The 24,744-nt window shown below is 33.2% G+C and carries 27 protein-coding genes and 1 tRNA gene; 13 read left to right on the plus strand and 15 right to left on the minus strand.

Annotated features, from left to right (window positions below; genetic code table 11):
* Positions 1-63: 63 nt before the first annotated feature.
* On the minus strand, positions 64-273 hold the full coding sequence (locus DZ60_RS0117085; protein WP_081740523.1) for a YgaP family membrane protein: 210 nt from the start codon (positions 271-273) through the stop codon (positions 64-66).
* 115 nt (positions 274-388) lie between these two features.
* On the opposite strand from DZ60_RS0117085, the gene ccoS reads away from it, so the two are divergent.
* The 7 genes from ccoS to DZ60_RS0117120 all read left to right on the plus strand — a co-directional run bounded on the left by ccoS (position 389) and on the right by DZ60_RS0117120 (position 6,778).
* Positions 389-583 (plus strand): cbb3-type cytochrome oxidase assembly protein CcoS, encoded by a 195-nt coding sequence (gene ccoS, locus DZ60_RS0117090; RefSeq protein WP_025743247.1) that lies wholly within the window; start codon positions 389-391, stop codon positions 581-583.
* Positions 584-585: 2 nt separating this feature from the next.
* Positions 586-2,778 (plus strand): cytochrome-c oxidase, cbb3-type subunit I, encoded by a 2,193-nt coding sequence (gene ccoN / locus DZ60_RS0117095; protein WP_025743248.1) that lies wholly within the window; start codon positions 586-588, stop codon positions 2,776-2,778.
* A gap of 118 nt (positions 2,779-2,896) precedes the next feature.
* Positions 2,897-3,082: a cytochrome c oxidase subunit IV gene (locus DZ60_RS0117100; protein WP_025743249.1), complete on the plus strand. Its 186-nt coding sequence runs from the start codon at positions 2,897-2,899 to the stop codon at positions 3,080-3,082.
* The gene (locus DZ60_RS0117105) at positions 3,079-4,059 is read left to right on the plus strand and encodes a cbb3-type cytochrome c oxidase N-terminal domain-containing protein (RefSeq protein WP_025743250.1); all 981 of its coding nucleotides are present in this window, start codon (positions 3,079-3,081) and stop codon (positions 4,057-4,059) included. The genes DZ60_RS0117100 and DZ60_RS0117105 overlap by 4 nt, the downstream gene beginning before the upstream one ends.
* Before the next feature lie 49 nt (positions 4,060-4,108).
* Entirely contained in the window at positions 4,109-5,533 is a 1,425-nt protein-coding gene (gene ccoG / locus DZ60_RS0117110) for a cytochrome c oxidase accessory protein CcoG (RefSeq protein WP_025743251.1), read from the plus strand.
* Positions 5,534-5,623: 90 nt separating this feature from the next.
* Positions 5,624-6,076, plus strand: coding sequence for a FixH family protein (locus tag DZ60_RS0117115; RefSeq protein ID WP_025743252.1), 453 nt, complete (start codon positions 5,624-5,626; stop codon positions 6,074-6,076).
* A complete protein-coding gene (locus DZ60_RS0117120; RefSeq protein WP_025743253.1) occupies positions 6,077-6,778 on the plus strand; it encodes a sulfite exporter TauE/SafE family protein in 702 nt (233 codons plus the stop codon). It begins immediately after the preceding gene.
* Positions 6,779-6,917: 139 nt separating this feature from the next.
* On the opposite strand, the gene hemN is transcribed toward DZ60_RS0117120, so the two are convergent.
* The 4 genes from hemN to DZ60_RS0117140 form a co-directional block, all read right to left on the minus strand.
* A complete protein-coding gene (gene hemN, locus DZ60_RS0117125; RefSeq protein ID WP_034230009.1) occupies positions 6,918-8,294 on the minus strand; it encodes an oxygen-independent coproporphyrinogen III oxidase in 1,377 nt (458 codons plus the stop codon).
* A gap of 45 nt (positions 8,295-8,339) precedes the next feature.
* Complete coding sequence (locus DZ60_RS0117130; RefSeq protein ID WP_025743255.1) at positions 8,340-9,179, minus strand: universal stress protein; 840 nt, start codon at positions 9,177-9,179, stop codon at positions 8,340-8,342.
* Between the two features lie 191 nt (positions 9,180-9,370).
* The gene (locus DZ60_RS0117135) at positions 9,371-10,426 is read right to left on the minus strand and encodes a response regulator (RefSeq protein ID WP_025743256.1); all 1,056 of its coding nucleotides are present in this window, start codon (positions 10,424-10,426) and stop codon (positions 9,371-9,373) included.
* Positions 10,423-11,565 carry a PAS domain-containing sensor histidine kinase gene (locus tag DZ60_RS0117140; RefSeq protein WP_025743257.1) on the minus strand — a complete coding sequence of 381 codons (1,143 nt, stop codon included), beginning with the start codon at positions 11,563-11,565 and terminating at the stop codon, positions 10,423-10,425. Before DZ60_RS0117140 ends, DZ60_RS0117135 begins: the two co-directional genes overlap by 4 nt.
* A gap of 278 nt (positions 11,566-11,843) precedes the next feature.
* Between DZ60_RS0117140 and DZ60_RS0117145 the strand changes: the two genes are divergently transcribed.
* From DZ60_RS0117145 to trxA, 4 genes are all read left to right on the plus strand, one after another.
* Positions 11,844-12,254 (plus strand): hypothetical protein, encoded by a 411-nt coding sequence (locus DZ60_RS0117145; protein WP_025743258.1) that lies wholly within the window; start codon positions 11,844-11,846, stop codon positions 12,252-12,254.
* Positions 12,255-12,404: 150 nt separating this feature from the next.
* Positions 12,405-12,689: a hypothetical protein gene (locus tag DZ60_RS0117150; protein WP_025743259.1), complete on the plus strand. Its 285-nt coding sequence runs from the start codon at positions 12,405-12,407 to the stop codon at positions 12,687-12,689.
* A gap of 175 nt (positions 12,690-12,864) precedes the next feature.
* On the plus strand, positions 12,865-13,755 hold the full coding sequence (locus tag DZ60_RS0117155; RefSeq protein ID WP_025743260.1) for an RsiV family protein: 891 nt from the start codon (positions 12,865-12,867) through the stop codon (positions 13,753-13,755).
* Between the two features lie 380 nt (positions 13,756-14,135).
* Complete coding sequence (gene trxA, locus DZ60_RS0117165) at positions 14,136-14,438, plus strand: thioredoxin (protein WP_025743261.1); 303 nt, start codon at positions 14,136-14,138, stop codon at positions 14,436-14,438.
* Positions 14,439-14,527: 89 nt separating this feature from the next.
* On the opposite strand, the gene DZ60_RS0117170 is transcribed toward trxA, so the two are convergent.
* From DZ60_RS0117170 to DZ60_RS0117180, 3 genes are all read right to left on the minus strand, one after another.
* Positions 14,528-15,364, minus strand: coding sequence for a universal stress protein (locus DZ60_RS0117170; protein WP_025743262.1), 837 nt, complete (start codon positions 15,362-15,364; stop codon positions 14,528-14,530).
* A gap of 105 nt (positions 15,365-15,469) precedes the next feature.
* A complete protein-coding gene (locus DZ60_RS0117175; RefSeq protein WP_025743263.1) occupies positions 15,470-15,970 on the minus strand; it encodes a nicotinate-nucleotide adenylyltransferase in 501 nt (166 codons plus the stop codon).
* Positions 15,971-16,167: 197 nt separating this feature from the next.
* Positions 16,168-17,262, minus strand: a complete 1,095-nt coding sequence (locus DZ60_RS0117180) for an adenylate/guanylate cyclase domain-containing protein (protein ID WP_025743264.1) — start codon at positions 17,260-17,262, stop codon at positions 16,168-16,170.
* Between the two features lie 338 nt (positions 17,263-17,600).
* Here DZ60_RS0117180 and DZ60_RS0117185 point away from each other — a divergent pair, with 338 nt between their 5' ends.
* Positions 17,601-17,870, plus strand: a complete 270-nt coding sequence (locus tag DZ60_RS0117185) for a heavy-metal-associated domain-containing protein (protein WP_025743265.1) — start codon at positions 17,601-17,603, stop codon at positions 17,868-17,870.
* 21 nt (positions 17,871-17,891) lie between these two features.
* Complete coding sequence (locus DZ60_RS0117190; RefSeq protein ID WP_025743266.1) at positions 17,892-18,074, plus strand: hypothetical protein; 183 nt, start codon at positions 17,892-17,894, stop codon at positions 18,072-18,074.
* A 77-nt stretch (positions 18,075-18,151) separates the two neighbouring features.
* Here the strand turns inward: DZ60_RS0117190 and DZ60_RS0117195 are convergent.
* The 7 genes from DZ60_RS0117195 to DZ60_RS0117225 all read right to left on the minus strand — a co-directional run bounded on the left by DZ60_RS0117195 (position 18,152) and on the right by DZ60_RS0117225 (position 24,333).
* Positions 18,152-18,226: transfer RNA gene (locus tag DZ60_RS0117195), tRNA-Val, on the minus strand.
* A 91-nt stretch (positions 18,227-18,317) separates the two neighbouring features.
* A complete protein-coding gene (locus DZ60_RS0117200; RefSeq protein ID WP_025743267.1) occupies positions 18,318-19,535 on the minus strand; it encodes a bifunctional folylpolyglutamate synthase/dihydrofolate synthase in 1,218 nt (405 codons plus the stop codon).
* Positions 19,536-19,547: 12 nt separating this feature from the next.
* Positions 19,548-20,396, minus strand: coding sequence for a hypothetical protein (locus tag DZ60_RS0117205; protein WP_025743268.1), 849 nt, complete (start codon positions 20,394-20,396; stop codon positions 19,548-19,550).
* 20 nt (positions 20,397-20,416) lie between these two features.
* On the minus strand, positions 20,417-20,809 hold the full coding sequence (locus DZ60_RS0117210) for an ExbD/TolR family protein (protein WP_025743269.1): 393 nt from the start codon (positions 20,807-20,809) through the stop codon (positions 20,417-20,419).
* A 1-nt stretch (position 20,810) separates the two neighbouring features.
* Positions 20,811-21,500: a MotA/TolQ/ExbB proton channel family protein gene (locus DZ60_RS0117215; protein ID WP_025743270.1), complete on the minus strand. Its 690-nt coding sequence runs from the start codon at positions 21,498-21,500 to the stop codon at positions 20,811-20,813.
* Between the two features lie 95 nt (positions 21,501-21,595).
* Positions 21,596-23,068: a sodium/proton antiporter NhaB gene (gene nhaB, locus DZ60_RS0117220; protein WP_025743271.1), complete on the minus strand. Its 1,473-nt coding sequence runs from the start codon at positions 23,066-23,068 to the stop codon at positions 21,596-21,598.
* A 38-nt stretch (positions 23,069-23,106) separates the two neighbouring features.
* Positions 23,107-24,333, minus strand: coding sequence for a Glu/Leu/Phe/Val dehydrogenase dimerization domain-containing protein (locus DZ60_RS0117225; protein WP_025743272.1), 1,227 nt, complete (start codon positions 24,331-24,333; stop codon positions 23,107-23,109).
* Positions 24,334-24,744 lie beyond the last annotated feature (411 nt).

The following is a 24,744-nucleotide window of genomic DNA, read 5'->3' on the forward strand; positions in this document are numbered from 1 at the left end:
CAACATCATATTTCTGGTCAATTAAAGGTCAGTTAAAAGTAGAACGCTCTCCTGTTCTATATATCATTTTTTTGTCTTGCTTGTACGAAACCCTAATAGACTATATAGTGGGCACCATCCCATAAAACCTGTTAGGACTAAGACCGCAGAAATAGTCATCAATAGGATGCCTAAGGTTCCGGGGATATAATCATTATAAAACAGATAAGCTATTAGAATCCCACCCATAATTCGTATCAGTGAATCAACTTTTGCTACATTCTTTTTCATCATTTCATAAGTATAATTGTTAGAAGATCAAATTGCAAAAATCCTTTGATTCAAAACCTGATAAATATCATATTTTAAGATATTCTTCACGCTTACTTTTGATGCATAATTTTTTACTATGAGTATCATTTATGTATTACTTACCATTAGTATTCTGGTTGCTATATTCTTTTTTATTGCATTCATCCTTTCTGTAAAAAAGGGACAATATGACGATGTATATACACCATCAATACGAATACTATTTGATGATGAACTTATAAAAGATAACTCAAAAAAAAATGTACAAAAAACTAAAACCAAAGATTCATAATTATGGAAATGGAAAAATTCTACTATGACAACAAAATTGTGCAAAAATTCTTATACGCCACTATGCTTTGGGGGATTGTAGGCATGTCTGTCGGATTGTTACTAGCCTTTATGTTTTTGTTTCCTAACCTTACAGATGGTATCTCATGGTTGAGTTTTGGTCGTTTACGTCCCTTACACACAAATGCTGTAATTTTTGCTTTTGTGGGAAATGCCATTTTTGCAGGTGTATATTACTCTACTCAGCGATTACTTAAGACAAGAATGTTTAATGATACACTCAGCAATATTAACTTTTGGGTATGGCAATTGATTATTGTTGGTGCTGCGATCACTTTACCCTTAGGATATACCACCTCTAAGGAGTACGCAGAGCTAGAATGGCCTTTTGATATCGCCATTGCCGTCATATGGGTTGTTTTTGGGTGGAATCTCATAGGTACCATTCTTAAGAGAAGGCAAAGACATTTATATGTAGCTATTTGGTTCTATCTGGCCACTTTTGTTACGGTCGCAGTACTTCATATTTTTAATAGCTTAGAACTGCCGGTTAGTTTTCTTAAAAGTTATTCGGTATATGCGGGAGTACAAGATGCACTCGTACAATGGTGGTACGGACATAATGCAGTAGCATTTTTTCTTACCACACCTTTTCTAGGATTGATGTATTATTTTGTCCCCAAAGCCGCCAATCGCCCAGTATATTCATATAGGTTATCTATCGTACACTTTTGGTCTCTGATTTTTATTTATATCTGGGCAGGTCCTCATCATTTATTGTATTCTTCTTTACCCGACTGGGCTCAAAACCTAGGAGTAGCATTCTCGATAATGCTCATCGCTCCTTCTTGGGGAGGAATGATCAATGGATTACTAACACTACGTGGAGCATGGGATAAAGTACGTACTGATCCTGTACTTAAATTTATGGTAGTCGCAATTACCGGATATGGTATGGCAACATTCGAAGGCCCTATGTTGTCTCTTAAAAACGTAAACGCAATTGCTCATTTTAGCGACTGGGTCATTGCACATGTGCATGTTGGCGCATTAGCTTGGAACGGGTTCTTTACCTTCGGAATGGTGTATTGGCTGGTGCCGAAAATAACAAAAACCTCATTATGGTCTAAGTCATTAGCAAACGTACATTTTTGGATCGGCACCTTGGGTATCATCATGTATGCACTGCCAATGTATGTTGCTGGATTTGTACAAGCATCTATGTGGAAACAGTTTAATCCTGACGGGAGTTTGACCTATGGTAACTTCTTAGAAACTGTAAACGAAATCATTCCGATGTATTGGATGCGTGCTATCGGTGGCACCTTATTTATCATAGGAGCATTTGTGATGCTTTATAACATTATTATGACGGTTCGTTCGGGTACCACAGTAAGCGATGATCTGGCAGAAGCAGCCTCATTACAAAAAGTAACACACAAAAGAACTATTGGCGAAGGGTACCATACATGGTTAGAAAGAAGACCCGTAAAACTCACAATTTTTGCCACCATTGCTATTTTGATTGGTGGTGTGATTCAGATAGTACCTACTTTATTAGTAAAATCTAATATCCCAACAATAACAAGTGTAAAACCCTACACACCCTTAGAATTAGAGGGACGAGATATTTACATCCGAGAAAGCTGCGTTTCTTGTCATTCGCAGATGATTCGTCCTTTTAGAAGTGAGGTAGAACGGTATGGCGAATATTCTAAAGCTGGTGAGTATGTATATGATCATCCTTTCTTATGGGGAAGTAAACGTACAGGGCCAGATCTTATGCGAATCGGAGGGAAATATTCTGACAACTGGCATCTCAATCATTTCTATGACCCCCAAAGCACCTCATCTGGTTCTATTATGCCCAGTTATAAATGGTTGATAAAAAATGAACTAGACAGATCAAATACAGAAACCAAAATGAAAGCTATGGTTACACTTGGCGTACCATATACTATCGAAGAAATTGAGAGCGCACAACAATGGATGGATGAGCAAGCCTTGCAAATAGAAAAGAACTTATATAGCGATCCTGATTTTGCCAAAACATATGATGCTGATAAAAAATATGCGCAAAAAAATGGAGAAGATTTTGTAGAAATGCGAAATAGAGAAGTAGTCGCTCTTATTGCCTATATCCAAAGATTAGGAACCGATATCAAGGTAAAGAATGAAACTGTAAACGCAGAATAAAAAACATATTGATTCATAAAACATATCAAGCTAAGCTTGTTATCATATCGTATTATATGATTAACCAACCTCCTCAAGCTTAGTTTGATAACAACATATAGTAACTAAAACAACCGTTATGCTAAAATTTATAAAAGGCCATATGGAAAGTATTGAAGGTATTGAAATCTACCCTATGATCTCTCTACTTATATTTTTTTTCTTCTTTGCCCTATTATTTTGGTGGGTATTTACTGCCAAAAAAGAGTACATCAAAGAAGTAAGTAAAATCCCTTTAGAAAACGAAAACAACATCATATTATGAAAAGTACCTCATCCTATATTAGAGTAATTGCCCTTTTATTAATAGCAGGTATATTAATAGAGCTAACCATAGAATCAGGAGATGAATCCGTATGGATCGCCCACCCCATATCTTGGGTAGTAATGGGAATCGTTTTACTTTTTTCTATAGCCATAGAAATTAGTATTGAAGCACTACGTAGTATTTTATTTCTATCACTAAAACCAAAAGCCAAGGAACGCTATCTATTAGCAGAAAAACAAAAGAAAGAAAAGCAATATGCTTGGATAAAAAAAACCTATCTCAAATTATTAGACAGCAAACCTGTAGCAGAGGAAGAAGAAATCATTCTAGATCATAACTATGACGGCATCAAAGAACTCGATAATAATCTTCCGCCATGGTGGGTATATGGGTTCTATGCAACAATTGTATTTGCTGTAATTTATTTAGCTCGTTTTCATGTGTTTAATGGATATTCTCAGGCAGAAGAGTACGAAACCGAAGTTGCAGAAGCCAAAATTGCCATTGCCGCCTATAAGAAAACGGCTAAGAATCTAGTTGATATAACAACAGTGACAGTCTTGACAGAACCGGCTGATATTACCGCAGGAAAGGGAATTTTTACGGCGAATTGTGTAGCCTGTCACAAAGCTGATGGCGGTGGTGGTATTGGCCCTAACTTAACCGATCCCTATTGGATTCTTGGAGGTGGCATCAAAAATATTTTTAAAACCATATCAGAGGGAGGAAGAGACGGCAAAGGAATGGTTGCCTGGAAACAAACTCTTAAACCCCTTGAAATGGCCCAAGTAGCAAGTTATGTTATGACTCTCGGCGGAACCACTGCTGCAGAACCCAAAGAGGCACAAGGCGAAATTTGGATCGACCCTAATGCCCAAAAAAAAGAAACAATAACAGAAACAACAACAAAAGTAGAAATCCCTGAAGTGGCAGTAGACACCACATCGATAGACGCTACAAAATTAGAAATGTAGGCATTAGAGTAATTATAATACAATTGAATTAAACAATAAAAACGCTGTATTGGAAACACCAGAAAATGAAACATTCAGAGATTCTATCGGCACCATCAATGCTGAGGGTAAACGTGCATGGGTATATCCAAAAAAGCCTAATGGTCGATTATACACTTATAGAAAATGGGTAAGTTATGGTCTCTTACTATTCCTATTTACAGCTCCATTTATTAAGATCAATGGCAATCAGTTTTTACTGTTTAATGTATTAGAAAGACGTTTTAATATTTTCGGAGCGCCTTTCTGGCCGCAAGACTTTCACCTCTTTGTGATATCTATGATCATAGGAGTAATTTTTGTGACACTATTTACAGTCGCATTTGGCAGACTATTTTGCGGATGGGTATGTCCTCAGACCATTTTCATGGAAATGGTCTTTCGAAGAATCGAATATTGGATCGAAGGAGATCGAGGAAAACAAATTCGATTAGATAAACAACCCTGGAATGTTGAGAAAATCAAAAAAAGAGTAGCCAAATGGACCTTATTCTTTATTATTTCATTTATGATCGCCAATGTATTTTTGGCTTATTTGATAGGGAGTGACCGTTTGATTCAATATATATTTACTGAAGGTCCTTTGACCCATATGAATACTCTTATTTCTCTTCTCATATTTACGGTAGTTTTCTACTTTGTATTTGCCTGGTTCAGGGAACAGGTGTGTATTATTGCTTGCCCATACGGAAGATTGCAAGGTGTATTATTAGATGCCAAATCAATAGTTGTTGCGTATGATTATAAACGCGGAGAAAAAGAAACAGGGCGTGCTAAGTTTAAAAAAAATGAAGATAGACCCGAAACAGGAAAAGGAGATTGTATAGACTGTTTTCAATGCGTACATGTTTGTCCTACTGGGATCGATATTCGTAACGGCACACAACTAGAATGTGTTAATTGCACTGCTTGCATAGATGCCTGTGATCATATGATGGAAAAAGTGAATCTACCCAAAGGATTGATTCGTTATGCAAGCGAAGATAATATTGGAAAAAAAGAGAAATTCAGGTTTACACCACGTCTTCAAGGATATACTGCTGTACTATTCATACTAACAGGTATTTTCTTAGGAATGTCCTTCTTACGCAATGATGTAGAAGCAACAATCCTAAGATTACCAGGACAATTATATGAACGAAAAAATAATAATATTATTAGCAACGTATATACCTATAAGTTGGTCAATAAGACAACGACTCCGATCGAAGATATACATTTTGAGTTACTATCGCATCAAGGAACCATAGCGCCTGTTACTCATCAAAATTTTACAGTGCCTAAACAAGGATTAGCAGAAGGAACTTTATTTATTGAAGTCAATGCTACCACTCTTAGTGGTGATAAAGACAGAGTAAAAATTGGAGTGTATAGCAATAATAAATTAATAGAAACAACGACTACTGCCTTTTTAGGCCCCAGAAATTATAGATAAAACCAGACAAAAAAATATGTAAAGTATTTGAAATAGAGTCTTCATAAAATGTTACTCGAATAAAAAAAGAAGATTCATAAAAAAGAAAAAATGAAGACAAAAATAAACTGGGGAACCGCCATCGTAATAGTATTTATAGGCTTTATTAGCTTTATACTATTTTTTGTGATAAAAATGAATACCAATAAAAAGTTTGAACATGATTTAGTTACAGAAGAGTACTATAAAAAAGAGCTCGCTTTTCAGCAAGAAATTGATGCCGAAAAAAAAGGAAATGATTTGATTAATAACATTATCATCAAACAGCATCAGGGTGGATTAATTGTAACATTTCCTTTAGACAAAAACTATTCGGATATTTCGGGTACAATCTATTTATACCGACCCTCTGATAAAAAAATGGATTTCTCAATTCCGATTCTACTCAAAACTTCTGAATACCTAATCCCCAATGATATAATACATAAAGGACGTTGGGATATTATTATCAATTGGAAATATAAAAATGATACGTATTTATTCAAAAAATCAATTACCTATTAGATGCTATTATCTGGATTTATATTAGGAATATTAGGAAGCTTTCATTGCATAGGTATGTGCGGTCCTATTGCCTTTCTATTACCCCTTGATAAAACCAATCAAACGACAAAATTTTTTCAAATTTTATTATATCATTCGGGAAGATTATTTGCTTATGGATTAATCGGACTTTTCTTTGGGCTCATTGGTAAAAGTCTAAACTTATTAGGAATACAACAAGCACTGTCAATAGGTATTGGTGTTACAATGATCTTACTAGTCGTACTTCCTCATAAAACAATAACCAAATATAACTTCGTAACACCCATCACTAGGTTAGTAAGTAAGGTAAAATCATCTTTGGGTCAAGCATTGAATAAGAAAACCCCGGATACGTTTCTCATTATAGGTTTTTTAAACGGTTTTTTACCGTGTGGGTTAGTATATATGGCCGTACTAGGAGCAATTGTCACAGAAGCATTACTGATGAGTAGTTTTTATATGGTCTTTTTTGGATTGGGTACGCTCCCTCTTATGACTACTGTAGTTTATATTGGTGATTTTTTAACTCAAAAAACGCGGCAATCCATCCAAAGAATAATTCCTATTTGTATTGTATTGATAGGACTACTTTTTATCATTCGTGGTTTGGGATTAGGTATTCCCTATATTTCGCCAAAACCAACAACAGAAATTGTATCTGCTAATTTTGAATGTCGTTAGAGTTTTCTGGTTGAATTTAGTTCAGTAATAGTAATATCGTTCACAACTATTCAAATACAAATTACTAAAGGTGTATGAGACCTTTAGTAATTTATATTTTGTCATATATTCCCCACTCCAACCTACTAAAAGAATTCGACTATATTGTCATAGAAAACAATGTAGTTTCTGGTTTATTACGTTGTAATCGCAAATCAAAAGCCATGCAAATATTTCTAAGAAAAGGTTTCCCTTTTTTAAGAACCTTTATTTGAGAATCACCAATTTCTAATAATTCATCCTGCTCTAATTCTTGAAGATTCTGCAACACTTCTGGCAACTCTTTAAAATACAAATCACTATCACCCCAATCTGTTTCAAAATCGCACATTAGATTAAGAATATGACGTCTGATTATATCATCCTCTTTGGTTAATATATGTCCCCTATATACAGGAATGATTCCTTCATTTACCAAATGCTGGTATTCATCGATTCCTTTTACATTTTGTGCAAATCCATACCTACTATCACTGATTGCAGAAACTCCCAATCCAATCATCATTGAGGTTTTAGAAGTTGTATATCCCATAAAATTGCGGTGCATTGTTCTATTCTGCATTGATTGATATAAAGTATCTGTTTCTAAAGCAAAATGATCCATCCCTATTTCTATATAGCCTACCTCACTTAGCAGCTTTTTACCCATTTCATACTGTTGCCTTTTTTCTATTGCAGAAGGCAAATCTTTTTCATCAAACCCACGTTGCCCGTTTCCTTTTTTCCAGGGAACATGAGCATAACTATAAAATGCCAATCTATCTGGCATCAATGTTTTTGTTTTATGTATCGTGGCCTTAATATCTTCTTTTGTTTGAAAAGGCAATCCGAAAATAATATCATGCCCCACAGAACTATACCCTATCTCTCTAGCCATTTCTGTAACTTGCTTTACCTTCTCAAAAGGTTGTATACGATTAATTGCTTTCTGTACCGTTTCATTATAATCCTGTACACCAAAACTTACTCTTCTAAAACCTACATCGTATAAAACTTGTAAATGATCTCGAGTGGTATTATTGGGGTGACCTTCGAAACTAAGCTCACAATGTTGTACTTTATCTGATTTTCTGAATATTTCATTAACTAAATATGCTAGATTCTCTGAAGTAAAAAAAGTAGGAGTACCGCCTCCCAAATGTAATTCCTTAATTTTTGGTTTCTGTTCAAATACGTTCAAGTATAATTGCCACTCTTTCAAAATAGCTTGTATATATGGAATTTCTAGTTCATGTCGCTTCGTTATTCGTTTATGACATCCGCAAAACGTGCATAAACTTTCGCAAAACGGTAAATGAATATAGAGACTGATACCCTCTGAAGAATTTGTGGCTAAAAATGATTTTTTTACGGATAGTTTCCAATCTCTTAATGAAAATGTACTCATATCCCAATATGGTACTGTGGGATAACTTGTATATCTTGGACCTGCAATATTATACTTCGTAATTAAGTTATTAATTAGGCTTGAATTCATATTTTCTGTTATGTATTTGTCTATTTAAGAATCAAAATGATATCACTATTCATGTAATACCAAAAAAGGGATGGTAATGTGGTAACTTATTTTTTCTATAGTGGGATGAAATAAAATTCGTTGAAAAAAATTGAGGTTTTTTGCAATCATGGTAATTAGACTAATATCTCTACTTTCTACAAAACATTGCACAGCTTCTTCGATATTAGGATTGGATAAAAAATGAAAGCTATGTGTTATCTCCTCTCCGAGATAATTATTCAGAAAATCCTTATTCTTTTTCTGTAGTTTGGTCAACTCTTTTTCACTTTTGGCAATGTGTACAATTCGCAAAGCTCCGCAATTCATCTCCAGAATATTAGTAAGTGTATTTAATACCCGGCTTTTGTAAAAAATATTATAGTCTGTAGGAAATGCTATTTCTTTTGGTTTGACATATGTTGCTTTTTCAGGTATTACCAAAACAGGACATTTAACTTTAGTAATCACGTCACCCGTTTTACTACCAATGGTTTTTTCTTTTAAACCCGTGGCTCCTTTGGTCCCCATAACCATAAAATCTATTTTCTTCTCTGCAACTTGTTTTCTGATTGAATCAACAAAGAATACATACTCATGAACGGTAAAAAATGTATGCTTTGGATTGAGAGGTAATTTTTCACATTTTTTAAGTAAGTTCTCAAATTTTGCTGCTACACTTTCTTGTTCTTCATCACTAAAAAAAGAACTTGCAGATTGTAGGGATATACCATTGGTCACTCCTTCAAAAGGAGAAATATGCAATAGGTAAAAATTGCACTGATTTTTTTTAAAAAATGAGATTGCATAGAGAATAGCATTCCAGGAATTCTCTGAGAAATCAGTAGGTAAAAGAATATTTTTCATCCGTGCTTATACATTGTTTTATAAACAAATGTATAAGGATTACTAAGGAGAAAATATGATATAAATCAGTTTCAGAATACTTATTTTAAACTCAGCCTGTTTAGGAGGTTCTTATCATAAGGATTTGAGGCAAGAGAAGTAGGTTTTTGAACATCTAAAACGTGAATAATAAATCAATTTTGGTATATGTATTACTCAACCAACTCAAGTCCTTTGAGATCTATTATTCTAATATTTCTACCTTCTATCTCGATAAGCCCTTCTTTCTTAAACCCAGAAAGAGTGCGAATGAGACTTTCTGTAGCAATCCCTGCAACACTGGCTAGGTCACTACGAGATATTTTTATCCCGTCTTCGATTTTTTTATTTAGTATCGCCGCAAACTGAAGTATCGTTTGTGCGGTTTTTTTTCGAACAGAACTATAAGCCATTTGCAGTAGTTGTTCTTTTATATCAGAAAGATTATCGGTGAGTAGCTCCATTAACTCTAATGATATAGTATTGCTTTTTTCAAGTATATCTTTTAGATGATTTTTTGATATCCCTGCTAATTCAACTTCTTCTACTGCACTCGCAGATTCTTGATACGGGATATTATCTTTAAAAGAAGTAAATCCTAAAAAATCATCGGGTTTATATAATGCCGTAATGAGTTCCTTACCATTTTCATCCATTTTATGGGTTTTTAATACACCTTTGAGTATTAAAAATATCTTATTAGAGTGGTCTCCCTCTTTATATACAGGTGCTCCTTTTTTATAGGTAACGATTTCCCCATGATCGTCAAAAAAATTTTTCAATTCATGTAGATTTCTCAACCCATCATTTGATTCTTCGGGTGCACTTCTTTTTTCTGCAATAAGTTTAGAAATGATTGTAGCTTTTGCCAAACGGCTTTCTATAGCACTAATGAGTTCTTCTTCTTCAAAAGGTTTTGTGAGGTAATCATCTGCCCCGAGATCCATTCCTTTACGGATTTCTTTATGTTCTGTTTTTGCAGATAGGAATATAAAAGGTATTTGATTTGTTGTACTATTTTGAGATAACGCCTCTAAAACGCCATACCCATCAATTTCGGGCATCATAATATCGCAAACAATAATATCAGGAGCTTGCCCTTGCGCATGCTCGATACCTACTTTTCCATTTGGTGCTGTGATTACTTTGTAATCAGATAATTCTAGTAACTCAGCTGTATTTTCGCGTAAAGCAGTATCATCTTCTATTAAAAGTATGGTTTTGGTCATATCTGATTAGTATTTATTGGTATTTGTACTGTAAATGTGCTTCCTTCATTTTCGACACTTGTAAAAGTAATGGTACCTCCCAAATTTTCTAAATGACTTTTTACAATATTAAGTCCAATTCCTGTTCCTTGATCCAACAAAGCATTCTCTGCCCTAAAATATCGATTAAAAATAAACTTTTGCTCCTTATTAGGAATACCGATTCCTTGATCAATTATCTTAAACAAAAAGAAATTGTCCTTGGTACCGACCTGCAAATCAATAGTTGTGTTTTCGCCCGAATATTTGATAGCATTGCGTATTAGGTTCGTTAAAGAAAGCTCTAGTATTTTTTCATCAAAATGAATAGTATAATCATCAATATCCGATGGATATGTTATTTTTTGTCCATCCTTAAGCAACATATTTGCATCATAAACCACTTCATTGATCACTTTGCTCAACGGAAAAGCGCTAATTTTATAATTAACTTTTCCGGTATCCAGACGTTCTACAGATAAAAAATCAGTAAGAATATTATCTAGATACTTCACTTTATTCTTTATAATTTTAAGATGTTTATCTCTTTTATCTTGTTGTTCTGTCTTTGTATATTTTCCTATTAATGTTGTTGATGTAAGAATTCCGCTAAGAGGTGTTTTAAATTCGTGAGAAACTAATGATAAAAACTTTGTTTTCAGCTCATTGAGTTCTTTTTCTTTTGCCAGTGCCTTTTTTAATCTTCCGGTTCGTTCTTCTACAGTTTTTTCTAATTTCTCAGTATAATATTTCCTATCGGTAATATCCATTACTAATGCCATAATAAAAGTCTTACCATAAATTTGAAAAGGACTTAAACCCGCCTCTACTGGAAACGTTTTTTTACACTTACGAACACCATAAATTTCCCTTCCTCTCCCCATTTGACGTTTTTCAGAACTCTTTAAAAAGTTTTTAAAATGTCCTTCATGACCGCCCCTGTACTCTTGAGGAATAAGGATATTAAGAGGTTGTCCTTTTAACTCTGTTTTTTCATATCCAAACATCTCATCTGCAGCACTATTTGTTGCGACAATAGTTTGTTGTTCATCTACAATAATTACACCTTCAGAAATGGCTTCTGAGAGAATGTCAAACGTATTTTCATTGGACTGAAGCATCAATTCGTTTTTGCTTATTTATGTACTGTGGTTGGTTTTGGTTGTCAATCGAGTAGGTTTTCTAAGTAAAAACTACATCCACAAAAATAACCTAAAATTAATAAAATACGGATGTGTGTAATTTATTATTAGGAGCTGTTTTGAATAGTTTAACCAAAATTAAGAGTAAAACAAGATGATTTACTTTGACAAAAAACAATTAGAATTATCGAGTACTGATAATTGTCATAAAAATCTACATGCACAGGGTTTATTTTTATGGCTTAAAATAAATTATCATGAATACACATCAAAATCTAGGAATTACATTTTACCAACATCTAGGAAAATTATTTTATGCGATTGCCGCAGCAGATAAAGTTGTCCGTTCGTCAGAACGTCAATCACTACAAGAATTTGTTCAATCTGTATGGGTAACATTAGAAGATCAAGAAGATGAATTCGGTGATGATACTGCATATCAAATTGAAATTGTTTTTGATTGGTTGGATCACGAAGAACCAAGTACAGAATCATGTTTTAAAGAGTTTGAATCCTACTATATAAAGCATCCCTCATTTTTTTCCAAAAACATAAAACAACTTATTTGGGACACTGCCAACGCAATAGCAGATGCTTTTGCTGGTAAAAACAAATCAGAATTAACAATGCTTGGCAAGTTACATATCCTTTTTAATAGGGATCAGTAAAGTAATGCCGCAAAGAAAAAACCAGAAGCTATAATCTGAGGTATATTTTCATTAATAAGGCTTCAAAAATGAACGTAGAAAACTGATTTTTATCATAGTTTACGATTATATACTCCTCTAATTTTACTTCAAACTAAAAAAGATGAAATTATGACACTTTATACAAAAATGACTGCAGATTTTTCAGAAAACTATATAGGAAACTCGGCTCTGGCTATTATTCTTTCTACTTGTCTAGGGTCTGTAGCTATTATGACTACATTATCTCATGGAAATAGTTTTTTACAGATGTTCATGGTCTTCATTACAGTTGTACTATGTAGTGCTCATAATGCTGCAATTCTCACTGTGCAAAAACCGAAACTAGTTTTTGACCTCTTAATGATAAGCTTGATTGCCAATAGCTTAATCATTGTGGGCAATAGTCTATTTTAATTTCTCATTACCCATATAACCGTTTTAATAAAGGTAGGCTTCATAGAAGTCTACCTTTATTCTTACTATATACCATCTTGCATAGATAAATTAAGGGGTCTAATCTTATCTACTGATCAATGTCATACTTTTTATGAACCAACAAAATTACATTTATAGAAAATTAAAAAGTACTATGAAAACTCTTCTCTATATTATTTTGCCATTGTTTTTATACAATTGTAAAAACCAACCTTTACAAGAAAACACTCCCAATCAAACTAATGAATCTAGTACCATACAATCAAACAAGTCAATCATCGATACTATAGCCTTATTAGATGAAGAACCCATAGAATTTACCAAAGAGAAAATCAACCCCTTAAAAAAACAGAAATTAATCAAATTATCTGATGATAAAGAACAACTCTCTACTCTAGTCATTGAAGAGAAACTATATAAAAAAAATGACTTCTACATACTAGATTATAAATACCCCCGTCTAAATGAAGGTCTTGATACTGACTATGCAAGCTTTAATACTTTTTTTACCGAAAACTACCTTAACATAGAGGTTACGGAAAATGAAATTCTCGATGACAAATTTATATATTGTGATAGTGCAGGAGTTAGTAGATGTATGGATAAAAGAATTATTGATTATAAAATTTATGCTGCAAACGAACGATTAATTAGCGTACTGTTATATAAAGAAAACTACTATTCTGGGATGAAACATTCTACCTATATGTTCGAATGCCTAAACTATGACCTTACTGATTATAATTTTAAGTATTTTGGAGATTTTTTTATCAATAACGCTGAAAAAAAAGTATTCAATATCATCAATAAAATTATAACAGCGCAAATCTATTCTGGAGAACTTTATATGGACTGTTGGGAAATAGCTGAGGAAGATTTTCGAGTTTATAAAAATAATTTTGTGATCAACGATACTAACCTAGAATATTACTTCGACGATTGTATTATTTGTCCATCATATACAGGAACATACTCTATTTCAATTCCGATTACCGATGTAATGCATCTACTCAAAAAATATAATGCCCCTCAAAAACTACTATAGTAAATATATAACCTGAACAAGCCTAAAATATCTAAAAAAAACTAGTTTTTAATGTATACACCTGGACGATCTCATTTTAATTGTAACATCAGCTCCGTTTTATATATTTAATTGAAGAAATTGATAAAAGATATTGCTCATTTGAGTTATACCAGTATTACCTTAAACTTACTAAAAAGCAAAACAAAAGTCCTTTAATCTAGACAAAACAGGAAAATCAAGCATGACCATCTTGCTACGGATTACTTTTATTTTGAAAAACAAACTACCTCCCTTTTTACTTAATAATTTTAACGTAAAATTGGTATTAAATGGATTCAAACCTATACATCTTTTGATTCTAAAAATTTTAAGTAGTATTGCATCTATAAACAACGTAAATGAAAAGTAATTTTAATTCAATAATTAAATCCGATGCTCCTGTACTCATAGATTTCTATGCAGATTGGTGCGGTCCCTGTAAAATGCTTGCGCCTATATTAAAACAAGTCAAAGATGAACTGGGAGATGCTATAAAAATAGTAAAGATTGATGTAGATAAAAATCAACCTTTAGCAACTACCTATGCAGTGCGAGGTGTCCCAACTATGATTTTGTTTAAAAACGGAAAACAGCTCTGGCGTCAGTCTGGGGTTTTACAAAAAAATGAACTCCTATCCGTATTAAAAGGGCATTTAGAGTAGAAAAATCAACTTATAAATGTTAACCAATAAAGCTGAACAATCTTATTGTTGTTCAGCTTTAATTTTGGTTGATGAATTATATGATACTATCAAATTTTCAAAGTAATCACGGGTATGTTGGTATGGTTTATTATATCCTCCCCTATACTACCATTGAAGAAGTGGGATAAGCCCTTACGACCATGCGTTGGTATAATGATCATATCAGCATTTATTTTTTTACTATAACTAAAAATTCCGCTTTCTACAGAGTAATCATTTTGAATAATTACATCGTTATACCTATCAAGATTACCTGCATCTGCTCTAAAAAGAAACTCTTTGATTGTCTCCTCTATTTGATCCGAACTCCTAAAATTTTCTGCTGGAAGATTAACATACAATAAGTGTATATTAGGATTAAATAATTCGAGTAATTGAAGAGCCTTATGATAAGGTTTAAGATTCTCTATCTTAAAATCGCAAGCAAACACAACTTCTTTTATCCTAAATTCTTTCATCGGTTTCTTAATCACCAATACTGGCACTTCTGCAGTACGTACTACCTTTTCTGTATTAGATCCAACAAAAACTTCACTTAACCCACTACTGCCATGCGAACCCATAACAATAAGATCTGCTTTCTTCTCTTTTGCTACTTCATTGATCTCACTAAATATTTTATAATTTTGTACAGCTTTTGTTACTCTAATACCTGTTAGATAATCTTTATCCAGAAAAGTAGTAAATCTTTTTTCTGCTAATTTGATATAATAAATGGCTTCTGCCGCTTCCTGAGCTTCATCTTTAGTAAGAATCGCTTCAGATAAACCAAGCATATGTAATACAATAATTTCTGAATTCATTTGCTTGGCAATTATGGCTGCCACTTTTAACGCATATTCAGAATGTAATGAAAAGTCGATGGGTACAAGAATTTTTTTCATAGTAGATATATTTTAAAACAAAAGTATATGACTAGTTGCTTGAAAAATATGACCAAAATCAGGAAATTAGATATTTAGTAAACTAGTACATACGCGTTATTAGTATTATAAAAATGCGCCATGTTCATTCATTTTGACACGAATAGTTTTATCACCATTTTCTAACTTTAACTTGTATGTTTTAGCCGCCCCTGCCTGATCATTATAATTAACAATATAAATATTCTTAGAAATTGCCCACCCCGGAAATCTTTTCACTATTGCCGCATAAATCGCTGCAGGTAGATTGCCTCCTTTGTACCTTTCGGCCGTCCTAATAACATTACCTTCTTTATCATATGCAGCCAGAATTTTTCCCTCCGGAATAAAAAATGTTACATGATATAAGTCATAATCATCTTGATAAAAATCGGCTTCTTTTAGATTAAAAGTTGCTACTTGTCGCTTTATTAACTCCAAAGGGACCGATACTTCTTCAGAATCCACTTCACTAAGATATTTATAGTTTATTGCAGAAATAAACACTTCTGATAATTGTTCTGTTTTCTGTGTAAACAAAGAAGAGGTTAACCCCAGAATAAGTATGCAAATTAGTACGTTTCTCATGATATAATTTTTAAATTTCAATACATTAAAAATATATCATCCATCATTCGCATAAAATGACAATAGTCATCTCTTAACCCAAAATTACCTTTTGATTATAGAAGAAGTGTACTTTAATAAGATATGATAAAACCTAATGATAACTAACTACTTAAGAATGAAAAAAACTACACTAAATCCTTATTACAGCATTCATATTAGTCAAAGTTAATGCTACAAAGTTTAACGGTTTCTGATTTTCCGCGAAGTATTAATTTTCCAATTTCAGTATACTGAAATGTGGCGTCCTTTGATAATTTAAGAATGAGTTCCTCAGAAATTAAAACATTGGTGTTATACTCATTACATTTCGCCTGAATCCTTGCTGCGGTATTCAAAACATCTCCGGTATAAATAATATCTCTTTTGATAATTCCGATTTCACCTGTGGTAACTTCACCAATATGATAACCTGCCTTAAAATCAGGAACCAAACCATATTTATGCAGATAATCATTTTCCTTGACATTAAAATTATCTCTAATTTTCTTAAAACAATGAATACAGTTATTTTTATACAACCCCGTTTTCTCTTTCCATGATATTACTATTTCATCACCCACATATTGATATATCTCCCCTTCAGTCTCTAAAATAGCATCAGTCATATCTTCATAATATTGCTTAATCAATTCAAAATAAATTTCATGACCAATCTTCTCGGCAATAGTAGTAGAAGATTTCATATCCAAGAACATAAATATTCTTATTTCTTTTATTGGCTTATGATACTTGCCAAATAAGAAGTTATATAAAATTTCGACCCCCAAATACTCCGAAATTTCTGAAAAAAACAAGGCTATATTTAAAGAGACACCAATATAAATTACGATACTCCAAAAAGAAAAAGAAGTAAAGAATTTCTTCGAAATATCAATAATTACAGGATCAAAAATAGGTACATCTAGAATTAGTGAATTTGCTAGTACAGAGATGGTCAGCAGAAAAAGAATAATCAACATCAAATAATAGCTGCTTTTTAAAACAACTTTAACCCAAAGAGGATTACGCTTAAACAGCTTTTTAAACCAAACCTGTTCAATCCACCCTTGAATTAACCCCATCAAAAAACTCCCCGAACATACGTAAATCAAAGACACTTTAAAATTATACACATTGCCTGTATTGGGATAATAACTGGAATCTCCTAAAATCCCAAATTCTAAAAAAGTATATACAAGTGCCGAAATCAACCATATAATTCCGAACGGAATAACTTGCTTTAGGGTGCGTTTAAGTTTTACTTGTACCATTTAATCATAAAGATATAATAGTTTTCTTAAACGAGAGAAATTATACTCCTATGCACAACGTTCTCTTTTATTGATAAATTATAACAATCTCCTATAGTTCTTCTTACCTTTCTTCATTATTCATTTCTTAAAAAGCTTTTAAAAAAGTTTGAAAACACTCTCTATTTTTAACAAATAGATGTATTCTGTATCTACTATGATTCTAAGTGATTTTGTTACCTGTTTTTGTTTTTATGTCAGTCCAAAAAAAACAGTTTCTATTTTATTTCTAAAACTGATTTAAATCATAGTTCCTATACCATTCTTTACATACTTTTAAAAATTCAAAAAAAAACGTAATGAAAACATCTGTAACCATACAAAATCTAAAATGTGGTGGGTGCGAAAGTACCATAGCCAAAAAACTACATACACTTAAAGGAATTAAAGATGTCTTCATTAATCAAGAAGATTGCACCATTTCTTTTTCTTACAAAACAGAAGATGGATTCGAAACGGTTCAAAAAGAGCTGACCAAACTAGGTTATCCAATTAAGGGAAATGCAAATCCAATAGGTAGTAAATTCAAATCTTATTTGAGTTGTGCAATCGGAAAAATTAATAAATAATATCTAAACGAACATTATGTTATGAAAGAAAAAGTACAAAAGGGAGCTTCTTCAAACCCTATCTATGGTTTAGGTATTATTGGAGCTATTATATATTATACCAGTCATGCAACTAGCTTTTGGATTGGGGTCCTCGGAATAGTAAAAGCATTTTTTTGGCCAGCATTTCTGATATATGAGGTTTTGAAATTTCTAAAAATGTAAATCCATTATGATTAAATCGGTATTAGATATTTTCAAAAAAAAAGGAACTATCATTTTCTATGATAATTCCCTTTTTGTGGGCGCTAAGGGATTCGAACCCCTGACCCCTTGGGTGTAAACCAAGTGCTCTGAACCAACTGAGCTAAGCGCCCTTTTTCTTTTTTAAAGAAGCAACCTTGTTCCTGATTGCGGATGCAAATATACAACTGTTTTGCAGTCTGCCAAAAGAATTTTGCAGAATTTTCAAATTATTTCTGCTACTACAAAAGTACTCCCTCCTACATAAACAACATCCTTTTCTGTAGCTGCCTGTAGTGAAGCCACATAGGCATCCTTAACTGAATTATAACGCTCTCCTTTCAAACCAAAATTTATCGCCTTCTCTTTTAAAACTTTTTCATCAAGTCCTCTTTGAAGGTTTGGTTTCGCAAAATAATAACGTGCATTCTTAGGAAATAAGGGTAAAATCGTAGTTAAGTCTTTATCACCAACTACACCCAATACGATATGAAGGTGATCATACTGCTCTTCCAAAAGTTGATTTAATACATATTGCAATCCATCATTATTATGAGCCGTATCACAAATTACTTTTGGGTTTTCTTGTAGTACTTGCCATCTTCCTAACAAACCTGTATTTTGAACCACTTTACTAAGTCCATCTGATATCATTTGTTTGTCAATAGACCAACCTTTATCGCATAACAATTTAATTGTTTGAATAGCTGTTTTTATGTTTTCTTGCTGATAATTGCCCTTTAAGTCAGAAGCAAATACTTCTTCTGTATACTCCTCAGCGAAGTAAATTTTGCTATTATTTAATCTCGCCGTTTCTATAAAAACTTTTTTGGTTTCTGATGTTGTCCTTCCGATTACAACGGGTACCTGTTCTTTTATAATACCCGCTTTTTCTGATGCTATTGCCTCTAAAGTTGTTCCCAAAAATGCTGTATGGTCCAATCCTATATTAGTAATAACAGAAACTTCAGGAGTAATAATATTAGTAGAATCCAACCTACCACCTAAACCAACTTCTATAACTGCAATATCTACTTGCGATTCTGCAAAATATTGGAAGGCCATGCCTACCGTCATCTCAAAAAATGAAAGCTGATTTGATTCAATATACGCTCTATGCTTATCAATAAAATCAATTACATATTCTTGAGATATTGTCGTTCCATTAATACGAATACGCTCTCTAAAATCCTTAAGATGTGGAGAAGTATATAATCCTACTTTATACCCAGCCTCTTGCAATATTGAGGCCAGCATATGGCTCGTAGATCCTTTCCCATTTGTACCTGCAACATGAATACTTTTAAACCTAAGCTCGGGATTACCCATATAAGAAACTAACCGAAGGGTATTACCTAAATCTATTTTGTATGCACTAGCTCCCTGACGCTGATACATTGGTAGTTGGGCAAACATCCAATCTAGAGTCTCCCTATAATTCATAGTATGTTTATATTATTCTGAAAGTTTAAACTGATAAACAATCGTACCAACCTGTTTTACAGGTGCATTGCTATCACTATTAAATTTTGTCGCCAAAGCAGCTCTTTTGGCTGGACCAATAAGACAAGAAGCACTATTAGTAGTTCCTTTGACTCCTGGAGTAGCTCGAATTACTTTACCACTCTGATTCACTTCTATTTTTACAACAACAATTCCTGATTCATTACAGTCCTGTATAAACTTCTTCTTAGTTAATGCTTTTCTCCCTCCTAATCTGTAGTTACCATCTCCATCAAGCCCTTTTCCTGTTCCATAATAAGATTTCGCATTGGGATCGCCATCACGACTACCTTTATCACCTGCGACATTATCATCTCCTTCACCACCTTTTGTTTTACCATCATTTTTTGGACCTTTAGAAAAGCTATTTAAAATATCTAATGTAGACTTATCCGGCTTTGGATCAGGTTTCTTTTGTTCTACCTTTTTTTCAGGAGTCTTGCTTTTATTTTCTGTAGGCTTGTTTGAGTTTTTTTTTAGATCTTTTTTAGGCTTTTTTTCAATTACGGGTGCGTCCTCTGTATCCTGTGTAATTACTTCATCTGTAATTTCTGGGGATTCTGCTTCTGGTTCTGGCGTTGATTCGGTTACCACCTGTTCTGGAGCTGACTTGATAGGCTCATTAGGTTGTATATTACCTGACCCTGTTATTGTGGTCCCGAAATTAATAGCTATTCCTCCTTCTTCCTCAGGAACTACATATTTTAAACTCAAATAAAACAATAAGAAAATGAGTCCTACATGAACCAAAATGGTAAGGATAAAAGACTTCCTCTTATGTTTTGTATCTAGTTTTAACATATGTATTCTTTATAGTACAATTAGTCAGGTCGTACAGCCAATATTACTTTAAATTTATTCCTATTAGCAATTTCCATTACTCCTACGGCTTTTTCTATAGGAACTCCTTCTTCTGCTCTTAAGATAATAGTTGGTTCATTAGTCCCGTTTAATCTAGAAACCAATGTGGATTCTAAACTACTTTGACTTATTCGTTCATTATCTATATAGTATTGCAATTTATTAGTAATACTAACAGATAAATTCTGCACATTTGAACTCTTTCCCTTAGCCTTTGGCAATACTAGATCCAAAGCCTCAGGAGTTATCGCCGGAGAAGTTAGTAAGAAAAAGACCAATAATAAAAATACTATATCGGTCATTGAAGACATACTAAACTCTGGACTCACTTTATTTCTTCCTCTTAAATTCATATCAAGCAGGTTCGTTTAATAAATCTAAAAAGTCTACAGCATTTGCCTCCATACTATGAATCACTTTATCTGTTCTTACAACCAGGTGGTTATACCCAATATAGGCGACAATACCCACTACTAATCCTCCTACTGTCGTTGTCATCGCCGTATAAATTCCTTCAGCCAACACTCCCATATCTGCTGTCCCCGAACTAGACGCCAAATTGTGAAAAGCTAATATCATTCCAATAACCGTTCCTAAAAAACCAATCATTGGTGCAGCACCCGCAACAGTAGCAAGAATACTTACGTTTTTCTCTAATTTATACACTTCAAGTCTTCCCGCATTTTCTATTGCTTTATTGATATCTTCTAGAGAATGCCCGATCCTAGATATTCCTTTCTCGGTTAATCTTGCTACTGGGTTATTAGTCTGAGCACATAAGATCTTGGCGGCTTCTATTTTACCATTTACAACACTATCTCTAATTTTACTCATAAAACTTTCGTCATATTTTGACGCAGCCTTAATGGCAAACAGTCTTTCAAAATAAATATAGATTGCAACAAAAAGTAGTACAAAAAGGATAGATATAATTACCACAGCACCAGTCCCTCCGCTAAAAAGCAGATCCATAATTGATAAGGTGTTTTCTTCTTGTTCTGGAATGTCTTGTATCAAAGCATTAAAAAAAAATAAATATGTCATCTTGATTTTGCTATTTTAGTATTAGTATTCTAACGCTATTTCTTGGCGTTAAGTATGTCTTGTAGATTATTACTAGTATATAGATGGTTTTGTTACTATAAGATATATATTATTCCTAATAATCCAATACCTCCGAGCACAATTGTATAAGGTAATGCCATTTTTACCATTTTAAGATATGACAATCCAATAAGTGGCGCTAATGAAGAGGTTAGTAAAAACAAGAAAGCTGCCTGCCCATTAGGTGTTGCTACACTTGGTAAATTTGTACCCGTATTAATAGCAACTGCAAGTTTTTCGAATTGCTCTCTTGATATTGCTCCATTATCAAAGGCTTGTTTAACTTCTCCTATATATACAGTGGCCACAAACACGTTATCACTAATCATAGATAAAACGCCATTAGCAATATAGAACATCGAGGGTTGTTTATCTACATCTAAAGATAACGCCCAATCTATAATGGGAGTAAATAAATGTTGATCATGGATCATAGCTACAATCACGAAAAACACAACAATTAGTCCTGTAAAAGGCAATGCCTCTTCGAATGCTTTACCTAAATGGTGTTCTTCTGTAATTCCCATAAATGCAGTTTGAATGATTATTAATGCCAAACCAATAAATCCAACTGGGGCCAAGTGTAATGCCAAACCAGCTATCAAAAGTAGAGCTGACACCCCTTGCACAATCAAACCATATTTAGCCTTTTCTGATCGATTTCTATCCTCTTCCTCAGTATAATTTTCGATAATCCTTCTGGCAACCTCTGGTAATTTTGCACCAAAACCAAAACTTCTGGTTACTTCTAAAATAATCGCGGTCAATAACCCTGCACCAAAAACAGGAAGAGATATCGGAGCCATTTTTAAGAAAAACTCTATAAAATCCCATCCCATACGTTCCCCTATCAGTAAATTTTGAGGTTCTCCTACTAATGTACAAACACCACCAAGAGCAGTACCTACTACACCATGCATTACCAAACTACGCAAAAAACTTCTAAATTGTTCTAATGTCTCACCGCTTAACTCTTTTCTATCTGCTACGCCATCATGATCAAAATCCGATTCTGGCATTGAGTGGATTTTATGGTATACACCATAAAACCCTACCGCAACACTAATCAAAACAGCAGTTACTGTAAGAGCATCCAAAAATGCCGAAAGTACAGCGGACAAAAACACAAATAGAAGCGATAAGACGACCTTAGATTTTATCTTAGTAAATACCTTACTAAAAATATACATTAACAATGGCTTCATGAAATAAATCCCTGCTACCATAAAAACCAAAAGCAAAACCACTTCTAAATTTTGTTCTACTTCATGATATGCACTTTTTGGAGAAGTAAGTTGTAGTGCTAAAATTTCTATTGCCAATAACCCTCCTGACTGCAATGGGTAGCATTTTAAAGCCATAGCCAATGTGAAGATAAACTCACCTATAAAAATCCATGAAGTTATTGTTGGACTCAAAAAGAAATACGAAAATATATTAAAAATTAAAAATCCAATCATTGTGGTTTTAAACCATTTAGGACTATTTCCCAAAAAATACTTAAACATAATTTTACTCAGTTAATGTGGTTATTAATGCGATTATATTATACTAGTTGCTTGAGAGCTAACTCAAATGCGGTCTTACTAATATCTGTGTTTACTTGTTTACAATTATAAATATCTTGAATTCCTTTTTTAATTGTCTCTGATGTATCTTTAAAAATAGCTTCATCGGTCATTTGCACTTTGCGTTCCATAAAATAAGCAAAAACTCTTGCCATACCACAATTAGATATAAAATCAGGAATAAGACTTACCCTTTCATCTGTATACTCCATAATAGGGCCAAAAAAAATTTCTTTATCAGCAAAAGGAACATTAGCGCCACAAGAAATAACTTCGAGACCAGAATCTATCATTTTAGTAATTTGATCCTTTGTAATTAGTCTGGAAGCAGCACAAGGTGCAAAAACCTCGGTCTTTAAGGACCAAATCTTTTTATTTAATTCTTCAAATGGGATCAAATTTTGACTATATAACTTATTTCCTTTTTTATTTAAATACAACTCTTTTATTTCTTCAAAAGAAAAGCCATCTTCATTAATAAGCCCACCTGCATGGTCTATAATTCCAACAATCTTTACCCCCATTTCGGATAGATAATAGGCCGCCGCAGACCCGACATTGCCAAAACCTTGCACAACTGCTCTTTTTCCGACAACATCACCTCCATAAATATTATAATAGTGCCGTATTGCTTCTGCAACTCCATATCCTGTAATCATATCAGCTACGGTATATTTTCTCGAAACATCTGGCGAAAACATTGTGTTTTCTAATACCTTAATTACCCCCTGTCTTAATTGTCCAATTCTATTTATCTTATCTGCATCCGTAGGTTGAAAATGCCCATTAAAAACACCTTCCTGAGGATGCCAGACGCCACATTCTTCAGTAATGGGTATTACCTCATGAATTTCATCTACATTAAGATCACCTCCTGTTCCATAGTAACTTTTCAATAATGGTGATACTGCTTTATACCAGCGCTTAAGTACTCCTTTTTTTCGAGGGTCCTCTGGGTCAAAATTAATTCCTGACTTTGCTCCTCCAATTGCAGGTCCCGATACAGTAAACTTAACTTCCATCGTTTTGGCCAAAGAAAGGACCTCATTCATATCTAAACCTTTACGCATTCTGGTTCCTCCTCCTGCTGCACCACCTCTTAAAGAATTTATAACGGTCCATCCTTCTGCTTCAGTTTCTGAATCTTTCCAGTTAAAAACTATTTCTGGTTCTTTATTTTCGTAAATTTTTAATAACTCTTTCATCTCAAAATTTCAATTCATTATATAAATAAATGATGTATGTTTTTGAAACATACATTTATCGCATACCAGCACTTTTAAATTAAAATAATCCTCCATAACAGAGGTTAGAGTTGAGTCATATTAATGAGATATTAAAATATTTTGAAATATAGTTAAATGCAACTTCACAAATATAAAAAACTAAATATGGCAAAGGCTCAAATAAAATTAAAATTATGTGAACAAAAATAAGTGTGTTGTACTATATAAAATCAAGCCAATATAAACTCATGATAAAAAAAGATAAATACATTGACAAAAGTAACTTTTGCAAAAAAGCAAAAAATCAGTAGATCTACTATATTATCACTTATATTTATAGTATTAATAAAAATCAACAGCAAATATCAACTTATTTTTAGCAAAAAGCGT

The organism is Aquimarina pacifica (assembly GCF_000520955.1).
Classification (GTDB): domain Bacteria; phylum Bacteroidota; class Bacteroidia; order Flavobacteriales; family Flavobacteriaceae; genus Aquimarina; species Aquimarina pacifica.